Here is a 19,563-nt window from a genome sequence, read left to right on the forward strand (position 1 = left end):
AACTTTTAGAATCAGGATCTGTTGTTTGGGTTATGCCCTTTTCTTCTAAACTGACATTTAGAACTATGATTCCTTTTTTTTGGGCTTAGCAATTTAGTTTAATTACAAGTTCTTGGGGGATGCAAGTTTGTTGGACGATATTTGTGGCTTTACAAGTAATAGCTCCATTTAGAACAACAAAATACTTAAATAAAGAAGTAAGTTCCTTTAAAACGCTTAAACCTTTGTAGTTTCTTCCTGTAGCAATTCCTAAAATATTATTGGGGTTTTGCGCTAGGGTTTGTAAAAGTTTTGTGATTTGTGAAGGAATTTCTTTGGTTTTGCCGTTGTATAAAGTTTGGTCAATATCAAAAAAGAATAGTTTTTTTCATATTTGTTGCTTTATTCCTTGATATATTATAATCAAAAGATAACTAATTAATGCAAAAATGATGAAAAAAATAAATGACATAAAATATTATACAAATCAAATATTTTTATTTTGTCATAAATAAACTTTTAAACTTTGGTATAAATAAAAGCATTTCCAAAAATCACTTTTTTGATAATAAATTTTTTTGGGCTGATATGCATTTGTTTTTTTTGATATTCAAAAGGATTGTCAAAAAAGATTTTAGCTAAACGATGAAAAATAATTTCTGCTCCCTTTTTGCCAACTTCAGGATGTAAAAGGTTTTGGAATAATCACAAATTTTTAAATGCAAAAGAAAATGTTCTAATAAATTACAATACACCAAATTAATGCCTTTTTGGTATTCAAAAGGGTGGTGTTTGGCGTATTTGGGATTTGATAATCCTCTTGCTTGATATTCTTTTATGTGGTGTATTTCTAAGCCTTCAGCTGTTTTTTTGATATTTGAGTTAGTTTGAGTAAAACTTGCATCCATAAAATAAGAGCCACTTACTAAACCGTATTTTTGTTTTAAAAAAGTTACTGATTGATCGTATGTTAAAAGCATCATAATTTAAATATCAGTTATTTTTTTGGTCTTGTTGTAATTTATCAAAAATGGTGTGAATGTCTTGTAAATGTTTTAATATATTGTTGCATTTACGATTGGAGTTCCAAAGAAATTTCATCAAAAAGAAATTATTTATTTTTTTTAATTCACAATAAATGGCATGATAAAAATAAAATGTTTGCATCCATAAACTGATTTTTTCTGATAAAAAGACAATATTTTTTTTGATGTTGACTTTTTGTTTAAAATGTATTGCGCAAAAAATGATTACTAATATTGTTACAATTAATAATTTATTCAATTTTTATCCTCTTTTATTTATTTTTATTGATTGTGTGATTTTTTAAAAAACAGATTTAATCAAATTAAAAACAAAAAAATGAAAAGCAAAGCAAAAAATATGAAAAAGGCAAAAGGAGCAAAATATAGAAATATAATAATTTTAAATAATTTAATAATGTGTTTATATTTACAATAATTTTGAATAATAAAATAATATTTAAGATTTATTTTTTTGATTAATTAATAAATTATGAAGTCCAAAGCCTAATGTTTTTTTTTGTTTAATGACAAGTTCTTTTAAAGGTAATTCGGGGTGTATTTTAGGTTCGTAATCCGAATATGGATAATATTTAACTTCTTTTAAATCTTTGTTTTTTTCTAAAGTATTTCGGTTTAGCCCCATTTTATCAAGGGTGCCTGCAAAAATTAAATTAGTTAATAAAGGTTCGGTGAGGAAAGGAAACAATTGTTGTTTAAAGGTTTTAAAAGAATAATAAAGGGGCATTTGGGTAGTTTTAGTTAATTTTTGGTGTTCTTTAATTAATTTTTTTTGTTCTTTCATTAATTCTTGGCAAAAAGCAACATTTATTCCTTTAATAATAGTTAGAGGCAAAAATAATTTATTGTCTTTGAAATAATATTTATCTTGGCTACTAAATATATGGGGTGGTTCTATAATGATACCTTTTTGGATAACTTCTTTGAGCAAAATTTCTGTCTGGGTTGCATCTCCAATAGCATCATTTAATAAAGTAATTACAAAAGCAATAAAATGATTAGCTTTCAAATAAGCCATACGATAACTAATTAAAGAATAAGCGACACTGTGACTTTTGTTAAAACCGTAATTGGCAAATTTTAAAATATAATCATAAAGTTTGTTAGCTATTGTAAGGTCGCGTCCTTGTTCTTTGCTTTGGGCAATGAAGTTGTTTTTTTCTTGCAATAATAAATCTTTTTCCTTTTTGCTAATAGCTCTTCTAAAAAGGTCTGCTTGGGCAAGACTGTATTTGGCAAAGACAGCTACAATTTGCATAATTTGTTCTTGATAAAGAATAATGCCATAAGTGGGTTGGAGGATAAAATCAATTAAGGGGCTAAAAAAAGTGGTAGTTTTTTGATGGCGGTTTTTTAAAAACATATTAAAAGAATCGAAGGGCCCTGGTCTATTTAAGGCAAGTAAGGCAATTAGGTCTTCGAACTTTTGGGGCATCATTTTTTGTAAAAAGATTTTGGCGTTATAAGATTCTAATTGAAAAATCCCTATTGTTTTTCCTTGTTGCAACAGCTCGAAAGTTTTTGTGTCGTTTAAAGGGATTTTAAAAAGACTAAAATGGGGATTAGTTTTTTGAATGGCTAAGACCATTTTATTCATCAAAGTAAGACTTCTTAATCCTAAAAAATCTATTTTGAGAAGTCCGATTGATTCAAGGAAAGAAGCTTCCCATTGGGTTTGTTGTAAGTTATTATGAGTGCCTTTTTGTAAGGGAATAATTTGATCAAGGGGCATTTGGCTTAAAATAATTCCTGCTGGATGGGTTCCTGTAAACCGTGGTATTCCTTCGATATAAGATGCCATTGTAAGTAAGTTTTTCATTTGCAAATCCAAAGTTTCTTTTTGATAAGTGCTTTTTTTATCCAAATATGCCAAAACGCGTTTAGTTTGGAATTCCCTTACTGTGGGCATAAATTTAACTAATTCATTGATAATGACTTTTTGGCTTACAAATCTACCAAAAGTAATAATACTTGCTACGTGTTTGGTACCGTACTTTTGACAAACATATTGAATAATTAAATCTCTTGTATTGTCTGGAAAATCAAGGTCAATATCTGGCATAGTTTTTCTTTGAGGATTTAAAAAACGCTCAAAAATAAGGTCATATTGTAAAGGGTCAATCTCTGTAATTTGTAAACAAAAACACACCAAAGAACCCGAAGAAGAGCCTCTACCAGGACCTACTAAAATACCTTGTTTTTTGGCGTATCTTACAACATCACCTACAATTAAAAAATAATTGTCATATTCCATATCAGCTATAATTTGTAATTCTTGATCTAGCCTTTGTTGGTATTTGGTATATTTAGAGTTTTTAAAATCGATGTATTGGTGCAAACCTTTATAAGAAATTTGTTTTAAGTACTCTTTGGCAGTTATTTTTTGGGGTTGTAAAAAATCAACAAAGGAAGGCAACAACATTTTTTGTGGTAAATAATTTTGATATTTAATAGAAAAGATTAATTTTTTTAAATAAGCAAACATTGCTTTATGTGTTTGGGCGTTGTATGCGCTATCAAAATTATCTTTGGTTAAAAAAGATAAATCAGTTTGTTCGTCGTTTTTTTTATTTTCCATTTGTGCAAGTATTTGATAGGTTGGTTGGGCTTGAAAAGTATCATAGCAAGTTTTGTTAATTGGTACATAAGGAATTTGGAAGTGGTTTGCAAAATCAATGATGTTTTCAGAAAGTAATTCCAAAAAGGAGTTTTGATAAGAAATACCTAATACAAGTTCGTCAAATATTTTTTGTAATTGAGTAGCTATTTGAAAAAATTTATCTTTTTGGTCGCGAAAAAACATATCATCAAAAAAGGGATTTTCTCCAGGAATCAAAGCAAACAAATCTTTACCTAAATGAGCAATTTGATTTAAGGTAATTTGGGGTGTTTCTTCATTTTTAATAATAGTTGAAATTTGAATTAAATTTTTGATTCCTTGGTCGTTTTTGGCATAAATTAAAAGTGTTGCTAGTTGATTGTTGTGCAAAAAATTTATTTTTAGTCCTAAAATAGGTTTGATTTGATAGTTATGGCATAATTTTAAAAAAGTTGGCATGCCATATAAATTATCATCGCTCAAAGCAACAAAATCATAATCATTTTCTTTGGCTTTTTGTACCAAAGTTTCTAAAGAATTAAGACTTTGTAATAAGCTATAAAAACTTTGCAAATAAAAAACGCCTCTCATAATTGCACTTCCTTGCTGGCTGAAAAATAAAAGTATTGTTGTTTTGGATGTTTGTTTGTTTGGATGTTTGTTTGGATTTTCTAATTTTATTTATTTTTTGTGATTTGCAAAAACTTTATTCATCTTCCCAATCTGTTTGGAACTCTTTTTCCCAATTTTCTTCTAATTCGTCTTCCCAATTTTGGCTTTGCCAATTTTGCAAATTTGGTGAACCATCCCAGTTTTTCTGTCTAGTTCTTGATGACGACGAATTTATTATTGCATCTCTTTGTTTTGGTTATGCTTGCGAACCATCTTTTAACCCAAAAAGGTATAAATTTTTTAATACCTAATCGAGAATTTTTTAAATCTTCGATACTATGAGTGTTATTGCAATATCCGTATTTGGATAAATCAATGTCTTTTTGATAGACATATATTAATTTCTTTGGGACATTTTTGAGGTAAAAAGGTTTTTTTTGAATTTTGCAAAGAACACAAATAATAACAAAAAGAAGGGTAGTTAATGCAAACAGGAAAAGAATCGGGGAATTTTTCTTTGATATAATTTTGGACTTGTTCGGCTGAATCTAGATAAATATCGTTAACTTTGGGTTTTGGGAATGTTGCATTATGATTTGAGTTTGGTATTTTGGCAAAAGTAAAGTTAGTTAAAAAATAAACTCCACAAATTAAAATTAAGGAAAAAAATGTAAAAATTGCTCCTAAAATAATTATAATTGTCTTTTGTTTAATTTTTTTATCCCTTCGGTTGTTTTTGCAACACAAAATATTTAATTATCATTAACCCATTTTATATAAAATATTTTTTACCCTTTTTTATTTTCGGATTTTTGGGCTTTGGTGATTTGGAGATTTTTGCTTTTGGGAATAATTTATTTTTGGCTTGCTTGTTTTTGCTTGCTTTATTCGTTATCGTTATTCGTTAGGACTTTATTTGCTGTTTTGTTTTGACTAAATTTATTTTGATTTTTACAATGTGGAAATAAAATAACATCACGAATATTTGCAGTATCGGTTAAAAGCATAACCAAACGATCAAGTCCCATTCCAAGACCACCAGTTGGAGGCATGCCATAATTAAGGGCGTTTAAGAAATCATAGTCCATGTCATTGGCTTCGTCGTTGCCTAATTGTTTTTGTTGTAATTGATTTAAAAAACGTTTTTCTTGTTCGATAGGGTCGTTAAGTTCGCTAAAAGCATTAGCAAATTCCTTACCTACAATAAAAAGTTCAAAACGGTCAGTAAAGCGAGGATCAGCTTCGTTTTGTTTTGCCAAAGGACTTATTTCCAGTGGATGTCCGTAGACAAAAGTAGGTTGAACGAGAGTGTTTTCTACGTATTTTCCGAAAAAAGCCTCAATGATATGTCCTTTACTAAAATGGGGCATAACTTCAATTTGGTGTTTTTTTGCCAAAGAAAGGCATTGTTCCAAGGTAAAATTATCTGTAAAATCAATTCCTGTTTTTTCCTTGATTGATACAACCATACTTACTTTTGCAAAATGGGAAAAATCAATTTCTTGGTTTTGGTAAGTAAATTGCAACTTGCCAAACAATTTTTGGGCCAATTCTTGCAAGCATTGCTTTGTTAAGTCCATAATATCTTGCATATCAGCATAAGCCAAGTAAGCCTCAATAGTGCTAAATTCGGGATTATGTGTGGCATCAATTCCTTCATTTCTGAAAAGACGTCCGATTTCATAGACTTTATTCATTCCACCAACAATTAATTTTTTAAGGGGTAATTCGGTAGCAATTCTCAAGTAAAAATCATAATCAAGAGCGTTGTGATGAGTGATAAAAGGTTTGGCAGAAGCGCCTCCCAAAGTTGGTTGTAAAATAGGAGTTTCTACTTCTAAAAAGCCCTGATTATCAAAAAAATTTCTAATGTATTTCATAATCAAACTGCGAGTTAAAAATACTTGTCTTGTTTTTTCGTTTACGATTAGATCAACATAGCGATTTTTTCTCATCTCTTCGCGGTTTTGCAAGCCATGAAATTTGTCAGGTAAAGGTTTTAGGGCTTTGGTAAGATGAATAAATTCCAAGGCTTTAATGGTTAATTCTTGCGTTTTGGTTTTAAATAAAAAACCTTTGATTCCTATGATATCTCCTAAATCACAATTTTGATAAATCTGAAAAGCATCTTTGCCCACTAAATCCAGTTTTATATATGCTTGCATTCGGAAATTAAAATCTTGTAAATGCAAAAAACCTGCTTTGCCTTGTCCTCTTTTTAAAACGATTCTGCCAGCTACACAAACATTTATTTGTGATTGTTCGAGAGCTAGACTATCTGCTTTTTGGTATTGCAAAAGAATTTGTTCGATGGAATGAGAAGGGACAAATTTTTTTCCAAAAGGATCAATGTTTATTTTTTTTAATTCATTCATTTTTTGATGTCTAATAATTTCTTGTTCGCTTAATTTTGTTGCCATTTATATGCTCCTTGCATCATTTAATTTTTTTAAACATTTAACCTTTATTATACCAAAAAAACTTGGGTTTTGGTGATGTTTTTGGAGGGGTTGGGGTTTTTTTGTGGGGAAATGCAATTTTTTTTATTTGGTGGTTTGAAAAAGCAAAAAAGTTAATTAGTTTGGATAAAATAAAAAAAAGACACTCATAAAGAATGCCTTTGGGTTGGTAATTGAATTTTACAAAATTAAAATTGCTTTTTGTTTTTGATTGATGAATTAAAATTTGAAATCAAAATAGTTTTAAAAGAGATGATTTGCAAAAAAAGATAATTTTTAAAAGGATGTTTTTAACAAAATAAGTAAATATTAAAAATTATTTATATCGTGGTTTTGGTGGTGTTTTTTTATTAGTTCTAACCAAATAACCGATAAGAAATCAAAGAATACCGACTAATAAAAAAGTAACTATTAAAGGCAATACAATGCTTTTGCTATTCATTTCGCAACTATATCCCCATTTGTAAAAAAAGGACAATAAAGAAAAATGCTAAAGCTACTAAAAATACAATTAATCCTGTCATCATTCCTGATGAAGCATCAAACATTCCTTAGTTATACATTTTAAACCTCCATTTGTTTTTTTTAAGATAAAATATTTTACTAAAAAAACAACAGCAAAAAGTGCTTTTTGTGAAAAAAATTGATTTTTTTTGAACTTTTTTATGCAAAAATGGAACAAAATGAATAAATTTAAATAGTTATATGATAAATTTGTAAAGTGATATATAAGTTTATTAAGATTATGAAAATATTTATAATGGAATTCCAAATTTAGTTTATGTTATTCCTTAATTTTGATATTTTGTCAAAATGTGTTAAAATAGGATTAGTGTAAATTGTTGTAAATCGCATTTTAATTATTTTGCCATAAGTCACAAAGCAATCAAGTCCTTAATTTTCCTTGTGTTTTTGCTTTGTGTTTCTTTTGTTTCTTTTGAACTTGGCATGTCGTAAAAATGTTTTATTTGTAAAAGTTTTAGTATAGTAAGTTTTATTATAGTAAAAAAACAAAGGAAAACAACAAAATATGAAAAACATGAAAACTAAAAACAATAAAAATAATAATACCAGCATAATGGAGCACATCCAAAAGAATTATAAACAAAACATAATCAAAATATCAATATAGAAGATATTAAAGATGAAAATATTACCTTTATTAAAATAGATAAAATCTTAAAAGATGTTGTTTTTGATATTAAATATGAAATTGAATTTGCTAAAAGTGATTATGAAAAAATTACAATTGCAGATGAAATGAAAATAGAAACTACATCATCTTAAAATATTAAGTTGTCTAAATAAATAAAACAGTTTAAAAAATTATGTTATAATTTACTATATAATAAATTTTTATTATATGTTTCGATTACTAAATAAAATTTTATATAAAATCAAAAAGAGGTAGCGGTGTAAAAGAGTATTATGTGAAGAAGGCATTCTGTGAAGCATAAGAAAGGTAACCATCGCCGAATAATAATTATGGCAATAATTTATTATGAGATTATAGAAAATATCTATAATATTCTTGCTGTTTTAACAGTAAAGGCGCTTTAATCAAGTCTCTCTCAAACCTTCTTTTAAGAAGGTTTTTTGTTTTATAGGAAGGAAAATCATTTGCTAACGTTATCTTTTTCAAGAATTAAGAATTATTTTAAAGCTAAATATCTTTTTTTAACAATTTTAACTATTATTGTATCTTTTTTATTATATGATGATTTTTATCCTCAAAATACTAAAAAAAAAGATGAAAATACTTTAGTTGTAGGAATGGAATGCAATTATAAACCTTATAATTATCTTTCTAATAATAAAGATAAAAAAGACTTGCATCCTTTAACAATAAATGGTAAAGAAAGTGATATTTTAGTTGCTGGATATGATGTTTTAGTAGCTAAAGAATTAGTTGATTATTTAAATGCAAAGTATGATAAAAAAATTAAATTAGTAATTAAAAAAATAGATTTTGATAGTTTAATTCCTGCTTGTCAAAATGGAGATATTGATTTAATTATTTCAGGGATGAGTAAAACAAAAGAAAGACAAGACCAAATTGATTTTACTGATAATTCTTATTATGATGAAGATCAATTTTATGTTATTGTTATAAATAAAAATAATCCTAATAAGGGTGAATTTATAGTTAATGACAAAATTCAATTACCTGGAAAAATGTTATATCAACGAGGAACTTTTTACGAACAAATAGCAAAAACATTAAAAGGAAATGAAGTAGAAGGAATTGATAATTTTGATGTTCAAGCTCAAAAAGTTCAAACAGATTCCAAATATTTTTATTTAGCTGATGTAACTGTTGCCCAAAAACATTTACAAACTCATAATAATTTAGATAAAATAGAAATAAAAAAAGAAATAATTTTAGATAATAAAATAAAACAAGATGAAGAAATAAAACAAGCTCAAATCATCGAAAAAGATAAAGAAAAAGCTTTATATAAAGAAATAAAACAAGCCGCTGGAATACTTGCTATTGGATTTCAAAAACAAAAAGACATTAACAAAGAATTTATTAACAACAAACAAATTACCAAAGAAGACATTGAAGATTTTTTAACAAAAGAACTTACCTCAGATAAAAGAAAAGAATTCATGTATAAACAAACCTCAGAAAAAGATACATTAAATATATGGTCTATTTTTAAAAATAACTTTTCTCTTTATAAAAGAGGGATTTTAACAACTCTTAAATTTGGGATTTATGGAACTTTTGGAGGATTTGTCTTATCTTTATTGTTAGTTCTTTTCCAATTGTTAAATATTACCAAAAAGAAAAGTCATTTTTTAATTTATTATTTGCATCAAATAGGATGTAGAATTATTAATTTTTATATATGGATTATTAAAAGTACTCCTATGTTAGTGCAAGCTTTTGTGAGTTATTTTTTCTTAAAAGAGTTTGTTTTTTTCCAAAATGCTACTTGGTATACTCCAATGTTTGCTGCTTATATGGTAATTATTTTAAATACTATGGGCTATATTTCAGAAATTATTACTAAAAATATTTACTTTTTGGATAAAGGACAAATTGAGGCTTCCTTGTCTTTGGGAATGACACATACTCAAACAATGCGCTATATTGTTTTGCCCCAAGCTATTAAAAGATCACAAACTCCTATTTTAAATGAGTTTATTATTAATTTAAAAGATTGTGTTGTTTTTAGTATGTTAGGTGGAATTATTGATATTGCTTGTGCTTCTAATGCTTTGTATAGTAGTGTTGCAAGCCCTAAACCTTATTATATTTCTTCTATTATTTATTTGATTATTGTAGGAACTGTTATTTTCTTTTTGAAAAAAATGGAAAAAGTAAGACAAGTTTAAACTATATAATATAAGATATTTAGTTATAATTTATTTGTTATTATTAAAAGGATAACTTTCAAAAAGTTAGCCTTCATTATTGATTGAAATTTAAGATATGATAAATGATTATTTAAATAATTGTTTTTGATATAATTTCATAAATTTATTAATAATTGTTTTGTTTAATAAATATCTAATGATAACAGCCCAAACAACAGATATTATTATTAAAGATAAATAATAAAAAAAATCAGATATATTTGTAAACCATTTTATATTTTTAGGTATAAATACAAAAAGCCAAAGTAAAATGATATAAAATATAGAATTAATTATAGCTTCTCCAATTATTTCCAATTTATCAAAATTGAATAATAAAGTCTTTTTTAAAATTTGATTAATATCTTTTGGCAAAACACCTATTATTTGTAATTTTTTTATTTCTTCTTTTTTTTAAATGATAATAGCGTTTATGTTCAAACATTTCTACAGCTACATATATCCTAAAAGCCAACAAACCTATAACAAAATAGCAAGCCACAAACAAACATTTAAAAAGTAATTCTTGCCTTAACCCATTACTTTCAGATTTAACCCCTCTTAAAAACCAAAATAACCCCCTTAAACCCTCTCATGATATCTTTCAAATCAATTATAAAAATGAAGCTAAAAACACCATCAAAGAATTGATCGGCAAAATTAATCCTCACAAACTAGAAACCTTACAATTATACCAATTAGACCCCAATAAACTAGATAAATATAATAATCCCATAAAAACTAACTATAAGAAAGGTCTAAATATCATCTATTACCGCCAAGAAGATTTAAAACACATCAAATTATTTTTAACCAAAACCAAACAAGGTTATCGGGTGAAAAAGATACACCCTAAATATAAATATATTTCTTAAATATATTTCTCAAGACTGACAGTTTATGACACTTCACTGACACTTTTATGACAATTTGTCTCTTCAAATATTCTATATAAACCCAAACAAATTTAACCAGTGATATTTTATATTTTATATCGATAATGATAATGATACTCGATATTTGATATTATCGAATTATCATTTTTAATATCATTATTATTTCGATATAAATAAAATCTTTTCTTTTTAATTAATTTTATTTTTTAATTTATTTTTATAATTAAATAAACTTTAATTTTTAAATTAACTGCCTTACCAGTTATAGGTTTGTGTTGTGTGTTTAAATAAATAATATATTAGTTAAAAACAAAATTAATAATTATTTAATAGCATTAAAAAACCTTTAAAGAGTTATAATGATTGATATAATTAAAAATTAGCAGATAAATTGGTGTTAAAATGAAAAAATTAAAACAAAAAATCAACTTATTACAACAAATAATTCATAAAATGGAAAAGCTAGATAAAACAATTATCTTTAATTTGGTGGCCAAATTTCAAAAAGATTTAAATTTAACTACCATTTTACAAACAATTAAGATTAAACGAAGTACTTATTATTATTGGTTAAAAACCAAAGAAAAATTAAAATTAAGACAAACAAAATATCTTTTACAACAAAAACGCATCCAAGCTTTGTGTCAAACATATGAATATTTCTTTGGTCATCGTAAAACCACTCATTTATACCAAAACATATTTAATGAATTTATTGCTAAGAAAAAAGTTTATCTCATCATGAAAGAAAATAACATTTGTTGTCGTCTCAGAATTAAAAAAAATAAATATCATTATCAACAATTAAAAACGCAATTAAATATAGTTCTTAATTTAATTAATCAAGATTTTAAAACCACTCAACCGATGCAAAAACTCTTTACCGATATTACTTATTTTAAAACTCCCCAAGGATTTTTATATTTTTCTTGTATTATCGACTCTTTTAATAATAAAATAGTCGCTTCTCATGTTTCTCAGCAACAAAATAAGGATTTAATTTTAAACACTATCAAAAAAATTCCTAAACTAAAAAATTCTTGTATTATCCACTCTGACCAAGGTACAGTTTATCAATAGCAAAAAGTCCAACAAACCTTCACCAAAAAAGGATTTTTAATCAGCATGTCTCGTAAAGCAACTCCACGTGATAACGCGCAGTTATTGAGAATCTTTTCGGCCAAATGAAAAGTATTCTAGAAAATCGTCATCCTTTTTTATTCCAAAAACCAATGACAAAAATAAAAACTATCATTAAACAATTTCCTAATTTTTGGAATCAAAAATGGCTTTTAGCTAAATTAAACTATCTTTCTCCTATCCAATATGCGCAAAGTTTAAGATAAATTTTTAGTTAATTTAACATAAAATAATATAACCTTTTAAAAAAGGTATCTTTATTACGCCTTTTTTCAAATAAAATGATCTTATTAATAAGAAAATGTATTTTCTTTTCATTTTGTATATGAGTTTTTAACTTTTTTACCTAACTATATAGTGAAGATATAAAATATTAGCAAAAATATCTTTTGAAACTAGCCAATTATAAAAAAATATTAGACACTTTTTTAGTCTAATGAAAATACTTTGTTAGTTTGAAAAGATATGAAATTATCACTTAATTTTAAGTTTTAAAGAATAATTTTAAAGACAAAAGTTGTCTAAAAAAAGGAACAGTGCACTCACCAAAATTTCTTTTTTTCTTTTTTCTTTTGCTTCTTTTCTTTTTTCTTTGTTTCTTTAAATGCAAAAAATTTAAAAAAAAATTAAAAAAAGGGCGAAAAATTTTATATTAGTGAAAAAATATGTTATTATAAAGATACGTTTGATAAATTCAAATTTTGTTTTTTAGCTAAAAAACAAGGTATTGGGTCCAATAAATGGCTTAATTCTTTATTTGTCTTTATTTTCTTTTAAACGGGGCCATTTTTGGTATAGCAGTACAGGAGTTTTAATTTGTGTCTAAAGTAAAAAATCAATTTAGTAGAATAATTTATATTTGTTTAATAAGTTTTATAGGATTATTATTTATGAATAATAATAATAAAGTAATGGCGATGAATAGTGATAATAATTATATTGATAAAAAAGCAATTAATACAAGTGTAAATTTATTTGATCTTTTAAGAGAACAAAAACAAATTGTAGAACAAATACATTATTTTAGAAATCAAGAAGAAAAAAGATTAAATTTTTACGAATCCCGACAAATTATAAAATTAGAACAAAAAAATATTGAATTAAAACAAAAAATATCAGAAATTAAAAAAATATTTCAAAAAAATAATAAAAAAGTAACTTTCAATTTAAAACCTTTAATTAAAATTAAAGAAGATTAATTTTAATTATTTTTATTAATATAAAAAAATATATTATTCATTTTCATTAAGACCCTTTTTAAGGTCTTTTTTATTTTACGGGTGAGTACCTGAAGCGCACCCTTAAAATGGATGATGTGTACCCCAAAAATGGAACCACTTAAAAATCCCATTAATGCCCCAATAAGCTTCACCAATATTAGTTGGTGCGCATCCACCTTTTTGTTTGGTTTTAGTTAAAAAGAATCGCAGATATTGTAAATCTTCTTGACGATAATAAATGATATTTAACCCTTTTTTATAGTTGGTTTTGATAGGATTATGGTATTTATCTTTTTTATTGGGGGGGGGGTCTGGTTGGTATAATTGTAATGTTGTATTGAGGAAAATTAATTTTGCCAATAATTTCTTTGATGGTATTTTTGGATTCATTTTGATAATTGATTTAAAAAAGATGATATAGGTGTTTAAATGTGTTATTTCAACTTTTAAAAAAAGGCTTCAAATTTTAAAGTAATAGTTTAAAAACTATTACTAGCAGAAAAATTATCATTAATCATTGTTATTTTAGTTTGTTTAGAAATTACAATTTATTTTTTTGGAATCTTAATAAGAAAAATATAACAACAAAAAAAGAATTTTAATAAATGGTTAATAATAAATGGTTAATGTAAGAAATAAAAAAATATTTAAAATTTTCAAATTGAGATAAACATCAAAAAACACATAAAATTAGATAAAAAAAGACTCCCAAAAGAAGAGTCTTTTAAAATAATAATTTTCGAATATTTATTTATTGTAACAATTTATTTTATACTAAAAATTATTTTTTATTAAATAAATAATTAAAATAAATTATAAAAATTTAATCAGCTAGAATATATGGTATCAACATATCTGATAACACACCTGTTATTTGAGAAGCCATAAAAATTAAAATAGACTCGGATTCATCATCTGAATATGTTTCACTACATTCGATGAAAGATGATAATAATATATCGCAACAATTTTCAAAATACTGATTCCAATTTGTAAAAGTATCATGGATTTCTATATTATTATGAATTGAATTATTCATAATAACTTTTTTCAAATTATTTACAATTGTTACTAAATTTGTATTCGGATATTCTCGAATAGATGTTTGGTTTTTAAACTTATTTGAAAATGAGCTATTAATTATATCGCAACATTTTTGAGTAATATCATTTAATTTTTCAACATCATTAGGATTTGTTGCTATCCCTGAATTAAATAAATTAATTCTGTTTAAAGCCAAGAGAGAAAAATTTTTACAATCCATAAAATTAAATTTTTTATTTTTTACTTCTAAAATTTCAACAGATTGTTTTTGTTGTATATTCGTTGTATTGTGTGCAAAAATTTTTTTACTAAATATCGATGAGAAAAAAATCATAATTAATGTTATTAACATCAAAAAAACTAAATAATTATTTTTAACTAATTTTTTTAACAATTATAAGATCTCCTTTTTTATTTAATTTTATCAACACTTGAATTAAAATATCTTCATGTAATTATATTTTAACATATCTAATAATATTTCAAATTTAAATATTCTTTAAACGGATGAGATGTTCTGTTTTTTAGACAAATTTTGTCTCTAAAATTATTCTTTAAGATTAAAAATTAAGGAGATAATTGCCTATCTTTTAAAAATAACAAAACATTGTCATTAGATGAAAAAGTGTCTAAAGTTCGGAAGCACCATACTACCCCCACTGACTTAGACCAAATTAAACTCTTTTTACAAACTTTAAAAGAAGATTTAATCAACCTAACCATTATAACCCAATCTAAAAAGAAAAATATTTACCAAGAAGCCAACTATCGCCCTAAAAATCAAACTCTTTTTGTCGACCCTCAAATCTTAGAAAAAATTAAACAAACAAAAAAACAACTTAATTAAGGATAATTTCTCTTCTAGTAATAGTAAACTATTGCTTTCAGATTTAACCCCTCTTAAAAACCAAAATAACCCCTTTAAAACCTCTCATGATATTTTTCAAATCAATTATAAAAATGAATCCAAAACACCATCAAAGAATTAATTGATAAAATCAATCTTCATAAACTAGAAAGCTTACAATTATACCAATTAGACCCCAATAAACTAGATAAATATCATAACCCAATCAAAACTAACTATAATAAAGGTCTAAATATCATCTATTACCGCCCAGAAGATTTAAAATATTTTCAATTCTTCTTAACCAAAACCAAACAAGGTTATCGGGTGAAAAAGATACACCCTAAATATATTTCTCAAGACTGACAGTTTTATGACAATTCACTGATACTTTTATGACAGTTTACTGACAGTTTTATGACACTTCACTGACACTTTTATGACAATTTGTCTCTTCAAATATTCTATATAAACCCAAACAAATTTAACCAGTGATATTTTATATTTTATATCGATAATGATAATGATACTCGATATTTGATATTATCGTTGTATCTTTTATCTATCATTATTATTAATCGATATAAAAAAAATGCTTCTTTTTTAAATTAAATTTTTAAAACTATTTTAATTTTTAAATATAATTTAAATTTTAAAATTAACTGCCTCACCAGTATTAGTAATGAGGTTGTTATTATAAAACAAAACACAATTCCTTAACGCGCTGAAGCGCTAACAAAAATTATAAAGTACACACAAATAAAAGAATAAGAAAAATAAAAAATCCCCCAGTTGCGCTGACCCCCTTTTTTTAATAAATTCAACCATTTAGAGTTATAATGGTTAATATAAATAACATAGAAAAGGAAATAATATTTTAATCATGAAAAAGAAGATAAACTAAAACAACAAGAACTCCAAAAAAATAAATTATTGTGCACTTTCATTAAAGAAATTTATAAAAATGATAAATCAAACATTTTGAAAATAGTTGACAAAATTAAAAAAGAAAATTTTAATTTAGCCACCATTTTAAAACTACTCGATATAAAAAGAAGTACTTATTATTATTGGGTGAAAAAATATAGAATAGAAATAATTAAAACTCACTCACCCGAAACCGATAACAACACACAAATAACACTCACAAACCCCATAACACCTCCCAAAGGACAAAAACTTAGCCTTAAAACACATTTTCCTATCTTCCAAATTAATTATCACAAAGAACAAAAAGACTACATTAAAGAATTAATAAGCAAAATAAATATATACAAATTAGATGCTTTAAAATTATCCAAATTAAATTCCAAAAAACTAGATAATTATAACAACCCCATCAAAACACACTATAAATGGGGATTAAACACCATTTATTATCGATTAGAAGATTTAAAATACATTAAATCATTTTTTATCCAAAAGAAAAGTAGGTTATCGGGTTAAAAAACCACATCCTGAAAATAAATAAACTTATTTTTAACTTTTTATCTATCATTATTATTTATCGATATAAAAATAACCCCTTGTTTCCTTTTTAAAAATAAATTAAATTATTAAAGCTAAATTTTTTAAATGTAATCTTTAAGAGTTATAATAAATAATATGAAAAGGAAATAATAATTTTAACCATGGAAAACAACAAACGAACCCAACAAATTAAAAAATTATTACAAAATTTTATTCAAGTTGCTTGCAAGACTGATAAAAAAAATATTTTAAATTTAGTCAAAGAATTTAAAAATGAATTACATTTAACCACGATACTAAAAACCATTCAAATTAAAAGAAGTACTTATTATTATTGGTTGAAAGTCAAAAATAAAATAAAAGTCAAAGAAGAAAAACACTTATTACAACAAAATCGCATTAAAGCTTTATGTTTACACGAACAATATTTGTACGGTCATCGCAAAATTACTGATTTATACCAAAAAACTTTTAATGAAATAATCACTAAGAAAAAAATTTACAATATTATGAAAGAAAACGGCATTTGTTGCCGTTTAAAAATTAAAAAACATAAATATCAATATAAAAACAATTTAAAACCTAATTTACAAGTAGTAGATAATTTAATTAATCAAGACTTTATAACAACATCACCAACACAAAAACTATTCACTGACATAACTTATTTCAAAACTCCACAAGGTTTTTTATATTTTTCTTGCATCATAGACTCTTTCAACAACCAAATTGTTGCTTTCCACACCTCAAAACACCAAAATAAAGAATTGGTTCTGAACACCATCAAAAAATTACCTAAATTAAAAAAACCATGCATCATTCATTCCGATCAAGGTACAGTTTATCAATCGCAAAAAGTCCAACAAACACTAACTAAAAAAGGTTTTTTGATAAGCATGTCAAGAAAAGCCACCCCCCGTGATAATGCGGTTATTGAAAACTTTTTCGGTCAAATGAAAAGTATATTACAAAACCAACATCCTTTTTTATTCCTCAAATCAGCCGAAAATGTTAAAAAAATAATCAATCAATTTCCTAAATTTTGGAATAACAAATGGATTTTAGCTAAATTAAATTACTTATCACCAATCCAATATTCCCAAAATCTTAGATAAATATTTTTTTATTTCATCAACATTTAACCTTGAAAAAAAGGTTACCTTTTTGCGCATTTTTTCACCAAAACAACATAATTACGTAAAAAAATAATTTTATTTTCATTTTGTATATGAGTTTTTAACTTTTTTTACCTACCTATATAGTGAAGAGGTAAAATATGACAAAAAAATATCTTTTGAAACTAATGAATTATTAAAAAAAAGTTTATACACTTTTTGAAATTTAAAAAAATATTTCTTTAGTTTGAAAAGATATGAAATTATCAATTAATTTTTTTAGTTTTAAAGAAAAATTAAAAGACAAAAGTTGTCTAAAAAAACAGAACAGCGCAAAAGGTTCATCATAAACATTAAATATTCCCAAGATAAATTATTTATTGATGTATTATGATTTTATTCTTTTTGTATTGATAGTTAGTTGCTATTTGCTATTTGTTTATTTACCTAATAATAAATTGTTAAAAGAAAAAATATTATTAGAAGAACAATTAGAATCAAAACAAAATATAAAAAATAATTCATTAACTGCAAAATAATAAAACATCATTTATAATTACAACCTCAAACTATTTACTTAGTTTGGGGTTTTTATATCCAAATAACTAACTATAAATAAAAAACATCTTCCAAATTAACTAAAATTAAAAGAAAATCACTAAAACACTTGACTATTTCATCTTTTTTTTATAAAATATTAGTGATGGTAAAACAGATGTAGCTAAAATAATTAAACTAATCCTTTGCCTTTTAGAGGCTTTTCTAAGTAATTCTTTGCTGTTTAAGAAAGAAAAGAAAGCAGGTGATTATTAATTATTTGGTTACACAAACTTACCTTAAAAAAGGAGAGTTTACAAATGTCACGTTATACAGGTTCACTTTGGAAAGTTTCAAGACGCCTTAATTATTCGGTTTCAGAAACTGGAAAAGAATTACGCAAAAGAGCTTATGGTCCAGGACAACACGGTCAAAAAAAAGTTAAATTAAGTGATTATGGGCTTCAATTGCAAGAAAAACAAAAATTACGTTTTACTTACGGTGTATCAGAAAAGCAATTTCGCAAAACTTTTGATAATGCAAGCAAACTAAAAGGGATTCATGGTGAAATGTTTTTAGTACTATTAGAATCTCGTCTTGATAATATAGTTTATCGTTTAGGATTTGCCAAAACAAGAGCTCAAGCAAGACAATTAGCTAATCACGGTCATATTTTAGTAGATGAAAAAAAAGTAGATATTGCTTCTTATCGTTTAAAACCAGGGCAAACAGTTACTTTAAGAGAAAAATCTAAAAATCTAAATATTGTCCAAGAAGCTGTAAATAGTAAGTTTGTTCGCGCAGATTATGTTTCTTTAGATAAAGAATTAGTGGGTAAATATGTAAGATACCCTCAAAGAAACGAATTTTTACCAGATATTAACGAACAATTAATAGTTGAATATTATAATAGATAACCTAAACGCCCTTTAATAGGGTGTTTTTTGTGTATTTGGAATATATAAAATAGTAGTTAATTAGTTGTCATTGTATAATAAAAAACAACCAAAACTAATTTATTTATTAATAATCCATAATTAAGATAACTAATTACATAAAATAATAATTATAAAACAAATATAATAGTATATATAAACTAACACAACCCCCCACCCAAAAAACTACCAAAAAAACTTATTGTCTATAATAAACATAGCTTTTTATATTATAATATTAACATTTTACCCTAATTATCAATTATTAAAGTTTCAGTTTTTAATTGTTTTTTGATTAACT

Annotated in this window: 13 protein-coding genes, 5 pseudogenes and 1 riboswitch; of the genes and pseudogenes, 9 read left to right on the plus strand and 9 right to left on the minus strand. The window is 25.2% G+C overall.

Annotated features, from left to right (window positions below; genetic code table 11):
- Nucleotides 1-85: 85 nt before the first annotated feature.
- From MBSPM3_RS03340 to lysS, 6 genes are all read right to left on the minus strand, one after another.
- Nucleotides 86-346 (minus strand): HAD hydrolase family protein, encoded by a 261-nt coding sequence (locus MBSPM3_RS03340; protein ID WP_083985326.1) that lies wholly within the window; start codon nucleotides 344-346, stop codon nucleotides 86-88.
- A 271-nt stretch (nucleotides 347-617) separates the two neighbouring features.
- Entirely contained in the window at nucleotides 618-962 is a 345-nt protein-coding gene (locus tag MBSPM3_RS00845; protein WP_069028120.1) for an SAV1803-related protein, read from the minus strand.
- Between the two features lie 10 nt (nucleotides 963-972).
- Nucleotides 973-1,263, minus strand: coding sequence for a hypothetical protein (locus tag MBSPM3_RS03140; protein ID WP_034172368.1), 291 nt, complete (start codon nucleotides 1,261-1,263; stop codon nucleotides 973-975).
- Between the two features lie 198 nt (nucleotides 1,264-1,461).
- Entirely contained in the window at nucleotides 1,462-4,212 is a 2,751-nt protein-coding gene (dnaE, locus tag MBSPM3_RS00855) for a DNA polymerase III subunit alpha (RefSeq protein ID WP_069028121.1), read from the minus strand.
- Nucleotides 4,213-4,605: 393 nt separating this feature from the next.
- Nucleotides 4,606-4,980, minus strand: coding sequence for a hypothetical protein (locus MBSPM3_RS00865; RefSeq protein WP_069028123.1), 375 nt, complete (start codon nucleotides 4,978-4,980; stop codon nucleotides 4,606-4,608).
- A gap of 137 nt (nucleotides 4,981-5,117) precedes the next feature.
- Complete coding sequence (gene lysS, locus MBSPM3_RS00870) at nucleotides 5,118-6,653, minus strand: lysine--tRNA ligase (protein ID WP_069028124.1); 1,536 nt, start codon at nucleotides 6,651-6,653, stop codon at nucleotides 5,118-5,120.
- A gap of 1,433 nt (nucleotides 6,654-8,086) precedes the next feature.
- Nucleotides 8,087-8,257, plus strand: a riboswitch (Lysine riboswitch).
- A gap of 55 nt (nucleotides 8,258-8,312) precedes the next feature.
- Between lysS and MBSPM3_RS00880 the strand changes: the two genes are divergently transcribed.
- Nucleotides 8,313-10,037, plus strand: a complete 1,725-nt coding sequence (locus tag MBSPM3_RS00880; protein ID WP_232308854.1) for an ABC transporter permease subunit — start codon at nucleotides 8,313-8,315, stop codon at nucleotides 10,035-10,037.
- A 108-nt stretch (nucleotides 10,038-10,145) separates the two neighbouring features.
- On the opposite strand, the gene MBSPM3_RS00885 is transcribed toward MBSPM3_RS00880, so the two are convergent.
- Nucleotides 10,146-10,433, minus strand: a complete 288-nt coding sequence (locus MBSPM3_RS00885) for a hypothetical protein (RefSeq protein WP_069028127.1) — start codon at nucleotides 10,431-10,433, stop codon at nucleotides 10,146-10,148.
- A gap of 164 nt (nucleotides 10,434-10,597) precedes the next feature.
- Here MBSPM3_RS00885 and MBSPM3_RS02900 point away from each other — a divergent pair.
- From MBSPM3_RS02900 to MBSPM3_RS00905, 4 genes and pseudogenes are all read left to right on the plus strand, one after another.
- Nucleotides 10,598-10,933 (plus strand): annotated as a pseudogene (locus tag MBSPM3_RS02900) (phase variable surface lipoprotein); the annotation flags it as partial.
- 423 nt (nucleotides 10,934-11,356) lie between these two features.
- A pseudogene (locus tag MBSPM3_RS00895) lies at nucleotides 11,357-12,300 on the plus strand (IS3 family transposase).
- Between the two features lie 612 nt (nucleotides 12,301-12,912).
- Nucleotides 12,913-12,972, plus strand: a pseudogene (locus tag MBSPM3_RS03345) (hypothetical protein); the annotation flags it as partial.
- A 12-nt stretch (nucleotides 12,973-12,984) separates the two neighbouring features.
- Nucleotides 12,985-13,293 (plus strand): hypothetical protein, encoded by a 309-nt coding sequence (locus tag MBSPM3_RS00905; protein WP_069028131.1) that lies wholly within the window; start codon nucleotides 12,985-12,987, stop codon nucleotides 13,291-13,293.
- A 102-nt stretch (nucleotides 13,294-13,395) separates the two neighbouring features.
- Here the strand turns inward: MBSPM3_RS00905 and MBSPM3_RS03145 are convergent.
- Together MBSPM3_RS03145 and MBSPM3_RS00915 are read right to left on the minus strand one after the other, a co-directional pair.
- Nucleotides 13,396-13,850, minus strand: a pseudogene (locus MBSPM3_RS03145) (hypothetical protein); the annotation flags it as partial.
- A gap of 287 nt (nucleotides 13,851-14,137) precedes the next feature.
- Complete coding sequence (locus MBSPM3_RS00915) at nucleotides 14,138-14,752, minus strand: hypothetical protein (RefSeq protein ID WP_069028132.1); 615 nt, start codon at nucleotides 14,750-14,752, stop codon at nucleotides 14,138-14,140.
- A 213-nt stretch (nucleotides 14,753-14,965) separates the two neighbouring features.
- Here MBSPM3_RS00915 and MBSPM3_RS03315 point away from each other — a divergent pair.
- From MBSPM3_RS03315 to rpsD, 4 genes and pseudogenes are all read left to right on the plus strand, one after another.
- Nucleotides 14,966-15,571: pseudogene (locus MBSPM3_RS03315) on the plus strand (phase variable surface lipoprotein).
- 615 nt (nucleotides 15,572-16,186) lie between these two features.
- The gene (locus MBSPM3_RS00925) at nucleotides 16,187-16,651 is read left to right on the plus strand and encodes a hypothetical protein (RefSeq protein WP_320409449.1); all 465 of its coding nucleotides are present in this window, start codon (nucleotides 16,187-16,189) and stop codon (nucleotides 16,649-16,651) included.
- Nucleotides 16,652-16,836: 185 nt separating this feature from the next.
- The gene (locus MBSPM3_RS00930) at nucleotides 16,837-17,790 is read left to right on the plus strand and encodes an IS3 family transposase (protein ID WP_069028133.1); all 954 of its coding nucleotides are present in this window, start codon (nucleotides 16,837-16,839) and stop codon (nucleotides 17,788-17,790) included.
- A gap of 857 nt (nucleotides 17,791-18,647) precedes the next feature.
- Nucleotides 18,648-19,244 (plus strand): 30S ribosomal protein S4, encoded by a 597-nt coding sequence (gene rpsD / locus MBSPM3_RS00935; protein WP_069028134.1) that lies wholly within the window; start codon nucleotides 18,648-18,650, stop codon nucleotides 19,242-19,244.
- Nucleotides 19,245-19,563: the final 319 nt, after the last annotated feature.

This window comes from Candidatus Phytoplasma zeae, assembly GCF_001712875.1.
In the GTDB taxonomy this organism is placed as follows: Bacteria; Bacillota_I; Bacilli_A; order Acholeplasmatales; family Acholeplasmataceae; genus Phytoplasma; species Phytoplasma asteris.